The sequence below is a fragment of the Mycetocola lacteus genome (assembly GCF_003667575.1).
Lineage (GTDB): Bacteria > Actinomycetota > Actinomycetes > Actinomycetales > Microbacteriaceae > Mycetocola > Mycetocola lacteus.
In genome coordinates, this window is record NZ_RCUY01000005.1 from 1 (window position 1) to 14,508 (window position 14,508).

The 14,508-nt window shown below is 66.6% G+C and carries 14 protein-coding genes; 9 read left to right on the forward strand and 5 right to left on the reverse strand.

Annotation, left to right across the window (positions count from 1 at the left end; translation table 11 throughout):
* Window positions 1-384 precede the first annotated feature (384 nt).
* Window positions 385-732: an ArsR/SmtB family transcription factor gene (locus tag D9V34_RS05570; RefSeq protein WP_220700542.1), complete on the reverse strand. Its 348-nt coding sequence runs from the start codon at window positions 730-732 to the stop codon at window positions 385-387.
* 100 nt (window positions 733-832) lie between these two features.
* Between D9V34_RS05570 and D9V34_RS05575 the strand changes: the two genes are divergently transcribed.
* The gene (locus tag D9V34_RS05575) at window positions 833-2,092 is read left to right on the forward strand and encodes an MFS transporter (RefSeq protein ID WP_183091868.1); all 1,260 of its coding nucleotides are present in this window, start codon (window positions 833-835) and stop codon (window positions 2,090-2,092) included.
* Between the two features lie 9 nt (window positions 2,093-2,101).
* On the opposite strand, the gene D9V34_RS05580 is transcribed toward D9V34_RS05575, so the two are convergent.
* On the reverse strand, window positions 2,102-3,151 hold the full coding sequence (locus D9V34_RS05580; RefSeq protein WP_147441626.1) for a hypothetical protein: 1,050 nt from the start codon (window positions 3,149-3,151) through the stop codon (window positions 2,102-2,104).
* Between the two features lie 9 nt (window positions 3,152-3,160).
* A complete protein-coding gene (locus D9V34_RS05585) occupies window positions 3,161-3,991 on the reverse strand; it encodes a MerR family transcriptional regulator (RefSeq protein WP_121687900.1) in 831 nt (276 codons plus the stop codon).
* A gap of 132 nt (window positions 3,992-4,123) precedes the next feature.
* Here D9V34_RS05585 and D9V34_RS05590 point away from each other — a divergent pair, with 132 nt between their 5' ends.
* From D9V34_RS05590 to D9V34_RS05620, 7 genes are all read left to right on the forward strand, one after another.
* Complete coding sequence (locus D9V34_RS05590; RefSeq protein WP_121687901.1) at window positions 4,124-4,510, forward strand: nuclear transport factor 2 family protein; 387 nt, start codon at window positions 4,124-4,126, stop codon at window positions 4,508-4,510.
* Between the two features lie 76 nt (window positions 4,511-4,586).
* Window positions 4,587-5,360 carry an AraC family transcriptional regulator gene (locus tag D9V34_RS05595; protein WP_121687902.1) on the forward strand — a complete coding sequence of 258 codons (774 nt, stop codon included), beginning with the start codon at window positions 4,587-4,589 and terminating at the stop codon, window positions 5,358-5,360.
* Window positions 5,361-5,493: 133 nt separating this feature from the next.
* Complete coding sequence (locus D9V34_RS05600) at window positions 5,494-6,456, forward strand: ABC transporter substrate-binding protein (protein WP_121687903.1); 963 nt, start codon at window positions 5,494-5,496, stop codon at window positions 6,454-6,456.
* Window positions 6,453-7,394 (forward strand): siderophore-interacting protein, encoded by a 942-nt coding sequence (locus D9V34_RS05605; protein WP_121687904.1) that lies wholly within the window; start codon window positions 6,453-6,455, stop codon window positions 7,392-7,394. Before D9V34_RS05600 ends, D9V34_RS05605 begins: the two co-directional genes overlap by 4 nt.
* A 4-nt stretch (window positions 7,395-7,398) precedes the next feature.
* Complete coding sequence (locus tag D9V34_RS05610) at window positions 7,399-8,427, forward strand: iron chelate uptake ABC transporter family permease subunit (RefSeq protein ID WP_220700543.1); 1,029 nt, start codon at window positions 7,399-7,401, stop codon at window positions 8,425-8,427.
* Window positions 8,424-9,476, forward strand: a complete 1,053-nt coding sequence (locus tag D9V34_RS05615) for a FecCD family ABC transporter permease (protein WP_121687906.1) — start codon at window positions 8,424-8,426, stop codon at window positions 9,474-9,476. Before D9V34_RS05610 ends, D9V34_RS05615 begins: the two co-directional genes overlap by 4 nt.
* Window positions 9,473-10,297 (forward strand): ABC transporter ATP-binding protein, encoded by an 825-nt coding sequence (locus D9V34_RS05620; protein WP_121687907.1) that lies wholly within the window; start codon window positions 9,473-9,475, stop codon window positions 10,295-10,297. Before D9V34_RS05615 ends, D9V34_RS05620 begins: the two co-directional genes overlap by 4 nt.
* A gap of 85 nt (window positions 10,298-10,382) precedes the next feature.
* Here the strand turns inward: D9V34_RS05620 and D9V34_RS05625 are convergent, their stop codons facing one another.
* Entirely contained in the window at window positions 10,383-12,191 is a 1,809-nt protein-coding gene (locus D9V34_RS05625) for a DEAD/DEAH box helicase (RefSeq protein WP_121687908.1), read from the reverse strand.
* A 194-nt stretch (window positions 12,192-12,385) separates the two neighbouring features.
* On the opposite strand from D9V34_RS05625, the gene D9V34_RS05630 reads away from it, so the two are divergent.
* Complete coding sequence (locus D9V34_RS05630) at window positions 12,386-13,144, forward strand: SGNH/GDSL hydrolase family protein (protein ID WP_121688457.1); 759 nt, start codon at window positions 12,386-12,388, stop codon at window positions 13,142-13,144.
* Between the two features lie 74 nt (window positions 13,145-13,218).
* Here the strand turns inward: D9V34_RS05630 and D9V34_RS05635 are convergent, their stop codons facing one another.
* Window positions 13,219-14,472 (reverse strand): D-alanyl-D-alanine carboxypeptidase family protein, encoded by a 1,254-nt coding sequence (locus D9V34_RS05635; protein ID WP_121687909.1) that lies wholly within the window; start codon window positions 14,470-14,472, stop codon window positions 13,219-13,221.
* Window positions 14,473-14,508 lie beyond the last annotated feature (36 nt).

Sequence of the window (14,508 nt, forward strand, 5' to 3'; positions counted from 1 at the left end):
TGCTAGTGCCCGTATTAGGGCGTAGGGGTTCAAGTCCCCTTCCGCGCACACTGTGTTGAGACAGTACTGAAAGGCTCGAACCGCAAGGTTCGGGCCTTTCCTCGTTTCCAGGGTTCACCTCCCGCAGCACCATTTACAGCAGCACACCGTGTAGAGACAGTACAGAAAGGCTCAGATCCCCGGATCTGGGCCTTTCCTCGTTTCCAGGGTTCACCTCCCGCAGCACCATTTACAGCAGCACACCGTGTTGAGACAGTACTGAAAGGCTCGAACCGCAAGGTTCGGGCCTTTCCTCGTCTCCGAGCCCACAGCGCCGCCTAGGACAGCTCTCCTAGAAAAAATGGCCGACTCGAGTAATCGAGTCGGCCATTTGTCTGCGTGACGCTAGTCCAGTGGCGCGGCGAGCACCATGTCCAGGAGCCCCGGGAAGCGGGCGGCCAGATCATCCACGCGAACGCGGCTGCGACGCTCGGTACCGTAGCGGCGCTGCTCGATGATGCCGGCCTCGCGCAGCACCCGGAAGTGATGGGTGAGGGTGGATTTGGGGCGGTCGATTCCGACCCACGTGCACGAGCGGAAGGCGTCATCACCCTCGCTCATCAACCGCTGGACGATGGTGATGCGCAGCGGATCCGACAGCGCCGCAAACACCACGTCGGCCCTCATATCGCTCGGCTCGGGCTGCTCAAGACGCTCCTCCAGGCTCTCCACCTGGTCAATCTGCGAAGTCATGGCCACCAGCATACTCCGTTTGCCTATTAGTACGAGTTTGGTAGTACTATCTTCAAGTACGAGAATTCTCGTATTTATTGTCCCCAGGAAGGCGAACTCGATGAATTCCTCGGCATCTTCGCGACGGGGTGGGATCTGGATCCTCGCCGGGATCCTCCTCACCGCCATTGCCACCGGCTCCGCCCCCTCTCCCCTCTACCCGATCTACAGCGCCGAGTGGCATCTCACCTCCCTGCAGACCACCGCGGTCTTTGCGGTGTACGTCGGCGGGCTCCTGATCACGCTGCTGACAGCCGGAGCGCTCTCCGACTACATCGGCCGCAAGCCTCTGATCACGGTCGGTCTGGCGGGCCTGCTGATCGCGATGGGCTTTTTCATGCTTGCCAACGGGTTCGGCACGCTCATCCTGGCGCGCGTGGTGCAGGGTGCATCGGTAGGCCTGATGATGGGCACGCTGGGCGCGGCCATGCTCGACAATGCCCCGCGTGGCAACGCTGCCCTCGCCGCAACCCTCAACGGCGCGGTTCCGGGCATTGGTCTGGCGTTCGGAGCGATCGCGTCGGGAACACTGGCTCGTTGGGCACCCAACCCCGAGGTAACGGTCTATGCGTCCTTCGCAATCCTGCTGGTCCTGCTCGCGGTCGCGCTGATCTGGGTACCGGAAACGGTATCCCGGCGGCCCGGCGGATGGGCCTCCCTGCGTCCGGCCCTGGCGATCCCCCGAGACTCGCGCCCGCTCTTTGGAGCCCTAGCCGGCGCATTCGCGGCAAGCTGGGGACTGGGCGGACTCTTTCTGGCGATGCTCCCCTCGATCCTGGTTGCCCGGTTCGGACTCACCGATCACCTCCTCTCGGGTCTGCTGATCGGCCTTTTCACCCTGATCGGCTCACTCACCGGAATCCTGACCCGCAACGTTGCCCCGCGACGCGCACTGCTGGCCGGGCTGGCGGCACTCATCGCCGGCTCTGCACTCATCGTCATCGCCGTGGACACCGAGGTGTTTGCCCTGGTGCTGGTCGCCAGCGTCGTCGGCGGCATCGGATTCGGTGCGGGCTTCCAGGCCCCGCTACGGATGCTCACCACCACCGTCGAGCCCCACCACCGGGCGGGTCTGCTTTCGGCGATCTACACGATCAGCTATCTTTCGTTTGGCGTGCCGGTTCTCGTGAGTGGAGCGCTCGAACCGGTCTTGGGCCTGGCTACCGTGGCGACACTGTACGGCATTCTGATGGCGGTGAGTGCGCTCATCGCACTGATCGCCCAGCTGGCCTCTCGACGGGACCGCCGCCTGGAGCGCGAGGCCGAACGCGCCGAGCGCAACCCGCATCCGGAAACCGGCCCGATCGCACCCGCCGCCTAGAGCCGTCGACTATTCGAACACGCGTTCGAATACTCGTGCGGGGGCGCGCTTCGCCCGGGACCCGGTGTGCTCCACGGGGACGAGCCCAGCCTCGACGATCCCGGCCTCGGCGATCCCGGCCTCGGCGAGCCAGCTGGCCGTGCGCGCCCGCAGTGGAGGAAGCTGAGCGAGCGTGCCACGGCCATGACGGGCGACGCTCACCAGAAGCGATCGATTCGCGCCCGGTGCCTGGATTTCCACCCGTGCGCTCTCCCCCGAGGCCGACCACACCAGCCGGGTCACCCGGCTCAGCGGAATTTGCACGCTCACGCCGTCCTCCGTGAGAGTGAGCCCCCGCGAGGTGAATCGCAACAGAACCGAACGCGTCAGACGGGCACACACGGCACGGAAGACGAGATACGGCGGAATCGCGACGATGACCGCGCCGGCAAAAAAGACCATCGGTGACTGGGTTGCCCAGCGCGGCACGGCATCGTTCACGATGGGAATCGAGATCACGACGGCGACCAGCGCTGCCAGGGCGATCCCCCAGCCATACAGCGTGCGCAGGCGCATCGGAACGGCGTGAAAGGTGACGGTTACTCCGGTGCGATCCTCGACCCACTCGGGCACCGTGCGCGGGTTTCGGGACGGCCTTCGAGCCAGGCTCGTCACCCGGCTCAGCACTCCCAGGAGCGTCCAGCAAATGGCCGGAATCAGCGCCAGCTGCCCCATGACCACGGGACCACGGAGCACCTCGGGCAGAGCCCGAATGAGCGCGCCCCCACCCTCCACGCCCACGATCATCACGGCGGTCGCGACCGCGGCCACCCCGACGTGCACGATCACGCCACGGCGCACCGGCTGCATTCTCAGGGTCCAGTTCACAAACGCGACCCCGAGAAGCCACCCACCAATGAGCGTCAGAATGAACGGCACGACATCCATACCGCGCTCATTCAGCGTCCAGGGAAGCGTGAGCGCCAGGCACAGCGCCGCCCAGATGAGCGGCGTAGAGAGCACACGACGCCACCACGGACGGCGCGACTGCTCCAAATCAGACGGGGAGGATGCGGACATATTCCGAGCCTAGCGCGCAGTGTGCCCGGTCCCGGTCGGGAAAATGGGCCAGCCGATTTCCGTGCGCCAGTGACGCGCGTTCGCCGTGTGGTGCCGGTTGATCGGATAGAACTCGCGGATTGGTCCAGGGATGGAGAGGGCATGATGGGCGACATAGGACGCCAGCAGACCGTAGGCGCGATCAATTCCGTCCTCCGGGCCGTTGTGGGCAATGATGGCAAAGTCGGCGGCGGGCAATACCTGGTTCATCACCCGACCCACCGGACCCACGACGCTTTCGACGGGGAGATACACCGTTGCCAAGCCGGAGTCTTCCTCAAAGAGGCCGGTCCCGTAGATCCCACCGGCGACGCCCGCAATGGACACCCCCTGTGCGGAAACCGAGGCATAAATCTCCCCGAGCGCGCCCTGCACCCAGCGACCGATGTCTGCAGAAGCGACGACGGCGCTAATCGCCGCGACCCTCGTTGGTGGCAGGAAACGAAGCTCAACCGGCACTCCATCTGCAGGCGGATCGAGCAGGTCTCTCAGCGTTGCAACAGCAGCCTGGGTTTTCCCCAGCTCATTCTCGAGCCGGCGCAGATGGTGCCCGATCAGCGCATTGCGCGTGGTGAGATCCGGGGCCTGGAGGACGGCGCGCACGTCATCAATTGGCATTGCAAGATCACGGAAACGGCGGATGATCTGTGCCGTCGTGATCTGCTCGACGTCGTAGCGGCGATAGCCCGAATGCGCATCGATCTCAGCCGGCATCAGCAGACCCGCGTCGTGATAATAGCGCAGCGTCTTGACGCTCAGGTGTGTGGCGCGAGCGAAATCGCCAATAGAGAGCAGAGGCATCCTCCCAGTATGCAGTCTCCCGCTACGGGAGACTCCACGGCATTTTCGATGTTGACCCTCCCGCGGGCGGAACACCCACCATGATCCTGATGGCCGATGCGATCGGCCCCACACTATTGAAGGAGAAACATCATGAAAACCATCTCGCTCGCCGAAGCTCCTCAGGTCGTCCGCGACCACCTCGCAGCCATCAATAACTTCGATCTTGACAGCATCGTGGCCGTCTTCGCCGATGACGCATTCGTGAACGACAATTCGCGCGAAATCCGAGGCAGGGATGCTGTGCGCACGTTCTTCGCCCGGGAGTTCGTCGGCGACTCCGTCACAATCGAGCCCGTTGAGGTCATCGAGCACTATGGCGACATCATTATCCGCGGCCGGTATGACGGCACTTTCGACAGGTCTCAGCTACCGGAGGTGCTCATCATGAGCAACTACCTGACCATCCGCGAGAACCGGATCGTCGCTGAGTACATCATCTTCAACCAGCCCTCGCCGCACAACGAAACCGCCGCCTGACGTCGGAATTGCACGCCCCGCATCCACCGCCTAGACTCGCGTTCACGATGACCACCGCACCACACCCATTCCCCTCATGTCGCTGAACGGCCAGATCGACGCGGACCCCGTGTGGGCGATCGACACGGATGACTTCACGGTCGCCGAGGGGATTGAGTGGGGCGCGCACCGTCACGACAACCTCAACGAGCTGCTGTGGGCGACGCGCGGGACGCTGACCGTGGAGACCGAGCGCGGCTGGTTCGCCGTGCCCAATGCGGTTGGGCTGTGGATCCCCCGCGGCGTGGAACACCGCGTGGTCGCGGCGGCGCATACGTCGTTCCGGTGCACACACCTGGAACCGCACATCGGCTCCCCCGCCGACGACGTCACCGCCGTCGCGATCCCCGAGACCGTCGGGGCTCTGCTTTCACGCCTGCAGGTGCCGCCGTATCTGTCGCAGGAGGTGCGCACACACGCGGAGCTGCTGGTGCCGATGCTGCTGGAACCCGTGGAGGTGTCCACCGTGGATCTCCCGCTGCCGGTTGATGACCGCATACTCCGGATCACTCAGGCCATCCTGGCAGACCCGGCGGATGATCGGGAGCTTGTCGACTGGGGTTTCGCCGTCGGTGCCAGCGCGCGCAACCTGTCGCGCCTGTTTGTGGCCGAGACGGGGCTAACCTTTACGACCTGGCGCACGCGCGCTCGGATGCGGCGCGCGATCGAGCTTTTGGCGGCAGATCACTCGGTCTCGGCCGCCGCAGCCAAGGTCGGCTATGCCTCGGCGAGCGCGTTCGTGCAGGCGTTCCGCCGCGAGATCGGTCATACGCCCGGCGCCTTTGCGAGCGCGCGGGCACGCACGGCCTGAGCCGCCACCCGCGGAGTTCGGCACCTGCGCGATAGCATGTGGCAGTCAGCCGATATGATGGCGAGTAATACTGGGTTAGTTAGGCAAGCCTTGCCTGAAATTCCCCCTCGCTTCTTATTCGAAGGACTCCGCCATGCGCTCCCGTGCCCTCGCCCTCCTCGCCGCATCCGCCGTCGCCGCCCTCGCGCTCACCTCCTGCGCATCGCAGGCCTCGGGCGGTGCGGCCGCCGCCGAGACCGTCTCGCTGAAGACACCCACCGGCGTCACGATCGAGATGCCGAAGGAGCCGAAGGCCGCGCTCGGGTTTTACACAACCGACCTCGACATCCTCATGACGCTGGGGTTCCACCTCGCCGACACCCAGCCGGTGCGCGAGGACTTCAAGACCTTCCCCGCGTATTTCCCGCAGGAACCGCTGAAGGGCCTGAAGACCTTCGTCAACTTCCCGGAATACAACTTCGAAGGTGTGCTCGCGGTCAACCCCGACTTCATCCTCAACGGCATCGGCAGTAACACCGACCTCGACCCGAAGCTGCAAAAGATCGCCCCGACGTACACGTATAACGCGTTCGCCGGCAATGACTGGCGCGACCCCTTCAAGCAGCTCGCCACCGATCTCGGCCGCACCGACGAGTACAACAAGTGGACCGCGGACTATCAGGCGAAGGTCGCCGACGTCCGCAAGCGTCTGGACGAGCGCGGCATCCATCCGGTCGTCGCCGACATGGCCTTCCGCGACGGGCAGGTGAGCGTCGGCTGCTACGGCGTGCCCTGCCTCGTGTTCGGCGACCTCGGCCTGACCATCACCCCGCTCGCCAACGCCGACGCGAAGGGCCTGCCCGTGGGCGACTCGACCGCGTTCAGTCTCGAGCAGCTCGGTGGCCTGGAGGGTATCGACGCCGTCTTCGCCGGAACGAACGAGGACGGCTCCGGCCTCCTCACCACCGACGAGGCGCTCAAGAGTAACGCGATCTGGAACCGTCTGCCGTTCGTTACCAACAACACCGTCTATGGCTACAACTACGAGATGGCCTACGGCTCCCCCAGCGGCCAGACCGCGTTCCTCGAGGTCGTCGAGAAGGCACTCCTCGGATGAGCGCCGCAGCTGAGACCACGGCATCTGAAAGCACGGCGCCCGAAAAAACCGTGCACCTGATTCACCGCATCGTGGTGCAGCGCGTGCGGCGCCTGACCACCGGCATGGTCCGCGTCGTGTTTGGCGGCGAGGGACTGGACGGGTTCGTGTCCTCCGGCATCGGCGACGAATACCTGCGTGTGTTCTTCCCCGCTGCGCAGCGCGACGAGCCGGTCCTCCCCTTCCCCACCGATGACGGCTACTGGGACTATCCCGAGGGCGTCACCCCGGCCGAGATGCGCACCTACACGGTGCGGGGCTGGGACGAGGCCGCGCGCGAGCTGACGATCGACTTCGTTGTGCACGACGGGGGCGTCGCCGCGGCATGGGCACTGGATGCTCAGCCGGGCGATGTGGTCGGCGTCAACACCCCGCGCGGGCTGTATGCGCCGCCCACCGACATCCGGTGGCAGCTTCTCGTCGCCGATGCGACCGGTCTTCCCGCGGCAGCGCGCCTCGCCGAAACCGCTCCGGCGGGCGTGCGCACACGCATCGTCCTCGAGGTCGCCTCAGCGGAGGATGAGCAGCACCTCGCCCTGCCCGCCGGCGTCGAGCTGCACTGGGTGCACGGCGGCAACGGGCACGGACCGACCCGTCTCGCCGAGATCGTGGCATCCGCCGAGCTTCCGGACGGCCCCGGATACGTCTGGGTCGCCGGCGAGACGCGCGCAACCCGCGGGGTGCGCAAGCACCTGCGCCACACGCTCGGCCTGCCCGCATCGGCCTATAAGGTGATCGGCTACTGGACCGAGGGGGCCGAGGAGTGGCGCGACCGCTTTGACGCACTCTCGGATGAGGATCGCGCGCGCCTGTCTGCACTCTGGGACGTCGAGGAGGGTACCGATGCGGAGAGCATCACCGACGCCTATGAGGCGGAGCTCGAGAAGCTCGGCCTGTGACCCGATGAGCACCACCCCTGCACCACGCGTCGCCGAATCCGCGCCGCCCGTGCGACGCGTCGTTGGTCTCGCGCTGCTCGCGGGCGGCCTGGTCGCCGCCATCATCGCGAGCATCATCTTTGGATCCCAGTCGCTCCCGCTCACCGACGTGTGGCACGGACTGCTCGGCGCGGACACCGAGGCCGGCGTGATCGTGCGCGAGATGCGGATTCCGCGCACGGTGATCGCCCTCGCCGTCGGCGCGGCCCTCGGCGTGGCGGGCGCGCTGATCCAGGCGTTCAGCCGCAATCCACTGGCAGATCCCGGCATCCTCGGCGTCAACGCCGGTGCCTCGGCCGGCGTCGTCTTCGCGGTCGCGTTCCTCGGGGCCAGCGGCGTCTTCCAGTACATCTGGTTCGCGTTCGCCGGCGCCATCGCGGCGACGCTGCTCGTCTTCCTCATCGGTGCCGCGGGACGCGGAGACGCGGACCCGCTGCGCATGACCCTCGCCGGCGTCGCGCTCGGCGCGGTGCTGTCGGGCATCACCGGCGGCATCGCGCTGCTGCGATCGGACGTGTTTGACACGATCCGCACCTGGACCGTCGGATCCCTCCAGTCCCTCACCAGCGACGTCTTCGGTGTGCTGCCCTTCCTCGTCATCGGGCTGATCATCGCCTTCTGGCTCGCACCGTCGATGAACGCCCTCGCGCTGGGCGATGACCTCGCCACGGCCCTCGGCACCCGGGTGGGACTCACGCGCGTGCTGTCAATCGTCGCCGTCGCTCTGCTGTGCGGTGCCGCGACGGCCGCCGCGGGCCCGATCGGCTTCGTCGGTCTGATGGTGCCGCACGCCGTGCGCTGGCTCGTTGGCCCGCACCAGGTGTGGATCATGGCCGGCACCGTGCTCGCCGCTCCCCTGCTCCTGCTGGTGTCGGACGTTGTGGGCCGCCTGGTCCTACCGTCGGGCGAACTGCCGGTCGCGCTGGTCACCGCGTTCATCGGCGCGCCCGTGCTCATCGTGCTGGTGCGCGCGCGAAAGGCCAGTAGCCTGTGAGCGCCCTCGATACCCGCCCGCCGCGGATGCTGGAGATCGAGCGCGGCCCCCTCACCCGACGCATCAGTCTGCGCGGTGCCCTCGCCGTGATTCTCGCGCTCACCGCGGCGCTGCTGGTCTCGATCCTCGCGCTCAGCCTCGGAGACTTTGTCATCGCACCGGGAGACGTCATCGCGACACTGTTTGGCATGGGGACGCCCAAGCAGACGCTGGTCGTGGTCGAGTGGCGTCTCCCGCGGGCGCTGCTCGCCCTCATGCTCGGGGCGGCGCTCGGTGCCGCCGGTGCGATCTTCCAGTCGATGACACGCAACCCACTCGGCAGCCCCGACATCATCGGCTTCGACGCCGGTGCCTACACCGGCGCGCTGATCGTGATCACCTCGGGAACGTTCGGGTACCTCACCATCGCTCTCGGCGCGTTCGGCGGTGGCCTGGTCGCGGCCCTCGCCGTCTACCTGCTCGCGTTCCGGCGCGGTTTCCAGGGGTTCCGCCTGATCATCGTTGGCATCGCGGTGGGATCGATGCTCGCCTCGGTGACGTCCTGGCTGATCCTGAACTCGGACCTGCGGGTGTCGATGATGGCGGCGTCCTGGGGCATGGGGACGCTGAACGGTGCCGGGTGGGACCGGATTTTCCCCGCCGTCGCGTGTCTCGTCCCGCTCGGCGTCCTGTGCGCGGTGATGGCGGATCGCATGCACCTGCTTGAGATGGGTGATGACACCGCCGCCGCCCTCGGCGTCCGCACCGGACGCGTGCGGGCACTGCTGCTGGTGGCCGGCGTCGGATTCAGCGCCGTCGTGATCACCCTGGCGGGCCCGATCGCCTTCATCGCACTCGCCGCCCCTCAGATCGCCCGGCGCGTGGCCCGCAGCGCCGGCGTGACACTATCCGGTGCCGCCGCATTCGGCGCGCTGCTACTCGCGACCAGCGACCTGATCGCACAGCGCCTGTTCGCACCCACCCAGCTGCCCGTGGGCCTGGTCACCGTCGTGCTCGGCGGCGGATACCTGGTGTGGTTGCTGATTCACGAAGCAAGGAGACGACGATGACCGCACAGACTTCCCTGACCACCCCGGCTTCCGAGGCAGATGGGCGAGAGCCCGCCCGCATCGCGGCACACGGCGTGCGCCTCGCGTATGACCAGCGGGTGATCGCCGAACGCCTGGACGTGGAGATCACCCCCGGCTCCTTCACCGTGATCGTTGGCCCCAATGCCTGCGGTAAGTCCACGCTACTGCGTGCGATGGCGCGGCTGCTGAAGCCGACGGCCGGGCAGATCCTGCTCGATGGTAAAGCCATCGCCCAGCAGTCACCGAAGGAGGTTGCCCGGAAGCTCGGGCTGCTGCCACAGACCTCGATCGCCCCCGACGGCATCCGCGTGATCGATCTGGTCGCGCGCGGTCGGCATCCCCACCAGAGCATGCTGCGACAGTGGTCGCGCGAGGATCGCGCCGCGGTGGACAGCGCCCTGGAACTCACCGGCACCGACGCACTGCGCAATCGCTTCGTCGATGAGCTCTCCGGCGGTCAACGCCAGCGCGTGTGGGTCGCGATGCTGCTCGCACAGGAGAGCCCCACCATGCTGCTCGACGAACCAACCACGTTCCTCGACATCGCGCACCAGTACGACTTGCTCAAGCTGTTTGCGCGCCTGAATGCCGAGGGACGCACGATCGTCGCCGTCCTGCATGACCTCAACCAGGCGGCGCGCTTCGCCGACACCATCGTGATGATGCGCGATGGCGACGTTGTTGCCACCGGTGCCCCCGCCGATGTGGTCACCGCGGACAACGTGGAGCGCGTCTTCGGCCTGCCCTGCACCGTCATCACCGACCCGCACTCCGGCACCCCGATGATCGTCGCGCGCTGACGACGAGGGGTGGCACGACGCGGGCTATCACAACCAACAGTCCGGCTGAGCGGGGCGGACGGCGCGCCCCGCTCCGGTCGCGGACCTACCGCTGGCTCCCCAGCTGACGACGCAGATACTGGATCCGTGACTGCAGCTGGGTCACACTGGCCTGCGGCACCGCCGGGCCACCGCATACCCGGCGCAGTTCGGCGTGGACCAACCCGTGCGGCTGGCCACTCTGCTTGGCATAGAGCCCCACCAGGGAGTTCAGCAGTGAGCGCTGTTCCTTGAGGGTTCGATACAGCGGCTCGGGGGTGGTCTCCGGCGGCGCGATTCCCGCGGCCTCACGATCATCCTGGCGGCGCTGTTGACGCTGCTGGCGCTGGGTCAGTAGCTCGTGCACCTGCTCGGGTTCGAGGATGCCGGGCAGCCCGATAAAATCGAGCTCCTCATCGGTCCCGGGTTCCGCGTAACCCCCGAACTCCTGACCGTCAAAAACCACCCGGTCAAAGTTCGCCGAGGATCCCATCGCCTCAAACGAGAACAATTCCTGACCGAGTTCCTCGGAGGCGCGGTCCTCCTTATTGGCGGCGGCCACCATCGCGTCTTCGGGATTGTAGAAGTCACCCTCGTCGCTGGTGGGACGATCCAGCGCGTGGTCTCGCTCAAGCTCCAGCGCGGCGGCCAGATTCATCAGCGGCGGCACGTTCGGGAGGAACACCGAGGCGGTCTCGCCTCGACGCCGAGCCCGCACGAAGCGGCCAATCGCCTGCGCAAAAAACAGCGGGGTGGACGAGGAGGTCGCGTACACACCCACCGCAAGGCGGGGCACGTCCACCCCCTCGGATACCATTCGGACGGCCACCATCCAGCGACTGGTGCCCTGGGAGAACTCATCGATCCGATCGGAGGCACCGGCGTCGTCGGAGAGCACGACGGTAACCGGTTCGCCGGTCAGATCCGCCAGAATCGCCGCATAGGCGCGCGCCGTGTAGTGATCGGTCGCGATGACCAGCCCACCGGCATCGGGAATGGCGTGCCGAACCTCGGTCAATCGCTTATTGGCGGAGTCGAGCACCTGCGGCACCCACTCCCCCTTGGGATCCAGCGCCGTGCGCCAGGCCTGCGAGGTGATGTCCTTGGTATTGCCCTCTCCCAGGCGCGCTTCCATCTCATCGCCGGCCTTGGTGCGCCAGCGCATGTGCCCGGCATAAACCATAAACATCACCGGGCGCACCACGCCGTCCTGGAGCGCGCGACCGTAGCCGTAGTTGTAGTCGGTGACCGAGGTGCGGATGCCCTTATTATCCGGCGCGTAGAGCACAAAGGGGATCGGGGCGGTGTCCGAACGGAACGGGGTTCCGGTGAGCGAGAGTCTGCGGGTCGCGGGCTCGAAGGCGTCGCGGATCGCATCGCCCCAGCTGAGGGCGTCGCCGCCGTGATGGACCTCGTCCAGGATCACCAGGGTCTTGCGCGACTCGGTGATCTCTCGGTGCAGGGAGGCCCGTACGGCCACCTGCGCGTAGGTCACCGCGGCCCCGTGATAGTGCGAGGCGTAGCGACGCTCGGCATTGGAGAAGTTCGGATCAAGCCGGATGCCGGCGCGCGCGGCGGCATCGGCCCACTGCTTCTTCAGGTGCTCGGTCGGGGCCACCACGGTGACCCGCTCAACCGTGCGCCGCGCCAGCAGCTCGGCGGCCAGACGCAGGGCGAAGGTGGTTTTGCCCGCGCCCGGGGTAGCCGCGGCGAGAAAATCGCGCGGCTCGGTTTCAAAATACTTCTCGATCGCCTCGGCCTGCCAGGCCCGCAACTTGCTGACCGTACCCCACGCCGCACGCTCCGGGAAGGAGGGTGAGAGGTGTTCGGCGGCGGAGGTTCCGATGCGTGGACCGGAACCAGAATCCGGTGTCATCAACTCTTCGCTCACTGAACAAGACACTACCGGATACCCTCCGACACTGCCGAGCCAATGGCGAGTTTGCGCCCGCCTCCAAAATTTCCCGGGCGAGCCGGGTACATTAGAGGCGACCCTCGTTAGCGACCGGAAGGAACCCCGTGACCACCCCCGAACCCGCGACCGAATCACAGCTTCACCCGTGGCGACGAATGGTCTCCATCGGTGACTCCTTCACCGAGGGCATCGGTGATCCCGAGCCCGGGGCTCCCGGCGGAAACCGCGGCTGGGCCGACCGTGTGGCCGAGGTCCTCGCCCGCGACTGTCCGGATTTTGCCTACGCCAACCTGGCCGTTCGAGGAAAGCTGATCGGTCAGATCATCAACGACCAGCTCGAACCCGCCCTCAGCCTGCACCCTGACCTGATCACCCTGTGCGCCGGCGGCAACGATGTCATCCGCCCCGGAACCGATCCCGACGAGATTGCCGAGAAGCTCGACGGTGCCGTGCGCACCCTCTCCCGGGACGGGGCCACGATCGTCCTGTTCACCGGGGTGGACACCGGTTTCTCCCCGGTCATGCGGGCCCTGCGTGGCAAGGTCGCGATCTACAACGAAAACGTGCGCGCCGTCGCCCAGCGCTATGACTGCATCGTCGCCGACCAGTGGGCCCTCTCCGAGATTCAGGATCCCGGCATGTGGGCCCCCGATCGCCTGCACCTCAACCCCCTCGGCCACCACACCGTGGCTCGGATGGTGCTGGACGCGCTGAACGTCCCCAACGATCTCCAGCCACTGCGCCCCGAGGCGATGCCCGAGTCCTCCTGGCGGCAGGCACGCTCGGAGGATCTGGCCTGGGCGCGCGAGCACCTGGTGCCCTGGGTGATTCGCCGGCTGCGCCACCAGAGCTCGGGCGATAACGTCAGCGCCAAGCGCCCCGAAGCGGCACCGATCATCTTCCCGGAGCCCTAAGGCCCCACCGGATGCGTACAGAAACGCCCCGGACCATGCCAGCATGTGGCTCGGTCCGGGGCGTTTCTGCGCGGCTACATCGGGTTGGTCAGGCGCCACCAGACCGAGGCACCGTCCAGATCATCGGCGAGCGCCACCGGAACCTCGACGGACACACCGTTTTCGGTAGCCGTGATCTTTCCGGCCGGGTCACCCTGCTTGCCCGAGGCCAGCGGATCGATACTGACCTTGCGGGTAATCGGGGAATCGCGCCACACCACGGCGGTCGCATCCTCGGTGGCTACCACATTGGCGTGGCTGCCCCAGGGGGTCTGAATGAAGCCCACCGGGTCACCCTTTTTGATCAGGGTGGCCTCGCCGAAGGCCGAATAGGTGCTATCCAGCAGCTTGCTCACCGAGGCGAACAGTTCCTCATGGGTCGGAGCACCGATGACCACACCCACCACGGTGACCTTCTTACCGGCTACCTCGCGCTCGGCGGCAAACATCAGGCAGGCTCCGGCGACAATCGTGGTGCCGGTCTTAATGCCGATGACCCCGCCGGTTCCCAGCAGATCGTTGGTGTTTTTGAGGTTACCGGCCTCTCCCAGGGCGGGAATCGAGGCGGTCTTTTCGGAGACGACGGTGCTGAGCACCGGGTGTGCCAGTACCAGCTTGGCGATTTCCACCAGGTTCGGCGGGGAGGACTGGCTGCCGGGGTTGATCCCACTGGCATCGGCCAATACGGTATCGGTCAGGCCGTGCTTATCCAGCCAGGCGCGGGCTGCCGGGAGGAAGTTCTCCATCGAACCGTAGGCCCAGTTCGCCAGGGTGATCGCATAGTTATTGCCGCTGGGCAGCATCAGGCCCTCAAGCAGCTGACGCTCGGTCACCTGCGCGCCCACCACCACCGGGGCACGGGATCCGCCCTCGGCCACGGTGTCCTGATAGATCTGCTGATCCTGCGCCGTGAACGTATAGGTGGGGCCGGACTCCCCCTTGGCCAGCGGAAGCTTTTCCAGGACCACCAGGGCGGTGATCGTTTTGGTCATGCTGGCAATCGAGGTGCGCTCCTGCGAGCCGTGGCTGGCCAGGATTCCGTCGTAACCCACCTCACCGATCGCGGCGACGCCGTTGGCGGGCCAGGCAATGGGCTCCTTGGCGCTCGTGGGGGTAGCCAGCGTGGCCGCGGGGGTCGCGGCCGAGGCGGGCAACGGACGCAGCAGCGCATACCCGCCATAACAGGCGGCTAGAACGGCTAATACGATGGCGATCGCAAGGGGCGCGCGGAGCAGCGATCGGCTGCGGGCCCGGGATCGCCGGTCTCGACGAAGGGGGAATTGGGTCACCGAATCAGTTTATGTGCGATCCCCTGAGCGTTTCGT

Bases quoted from the DNA above. Each gene is read 5' to 3' on its own strand.
- D9V34_RS05625 (WP_121687908.1), bottom strand. From the start codon at position 12,191: ATGACACCGGATTCTGGTTCCGGTCCACGCATCGGAACCTCCGCCGCC.
- D9V34_RS05595 (WP_121687902.1), top strand. From the start codon at position 4,587: ATGTCGCTGAACGGCCAGATCGACGCGGACCCCGTGTGGGCGATCGAC.
- D9V34_RS05575 (WP_183091868.1), top strand. From the start codon at position 833: ATGAATTCCTCGGCATCTTCGCGACGGGGTGGGATCTGGATCCTCGCC.
- D9V34_RS05610 (WP_220700543.1), top strand. From the start codon at position 7,399: ATGAGCACCACCCCTGCACCACGCGTCGCCGAATCCGCGCCGCCCGTG.
- D9V34_RS05620 (WP_121687907.1), top strand. From the start codon at position 9,473: ATGACCGCACAGACTTCCCTGACCACCCCGGCTTCCGAGGCAGATGGG.
- D9V34_RS05630 (WP_121688457.1), top strand. From the start codon at position 12,386: ATGGTCTCCATCGGTGACTCCTTCACCGAGGGCATCGGTGATCCCGAG.
- D9V34_RS05570 (WP_220700542.1), bottom strand. From the start codon at position 732: ATGACTTCGCAGATTGACCAGGTGGAGAGCCTGGAGGAGCGTCTTGAG.
- D9V34_RS05585 (WP_121687900.1), bottom strand. From the start codon at position 3,991: ATGCCTCTGCTCTCTATTGGCGATTTCGCTCGCGCCACACACCTGAGC.
- D9V34_RS05605 (WP_121687904.1), top strand. From the start codon at position 6,453: ATGAGCGCCGCAGCTGAGACCACGGCATCTGAAAGCACGGCGCCCGAA.
- D9V34_RS05580 (WP_147441626.1), bottom strand. From the start codon at position 3,151: ATGTCCGCATCCTCCCCGTCTGATTTGGAGCAGTCGCGCCGTCCGTGG.
- D9V34_RS05590 (WP_121687901.1), top strand. From the start codon at position 4,124: ATGAAAACCATCTCGCTCGCCGAAGCTCCTCAGGTCGTCCGCGACCAC.
- D9V34_RS05600 (WP_121687903.1), top strand. From the start codon at position 5,494: ATGCGCTCCCGTGCCCTCGCCCTCCTCGCCGCATCCGCCGTCGCCGCC.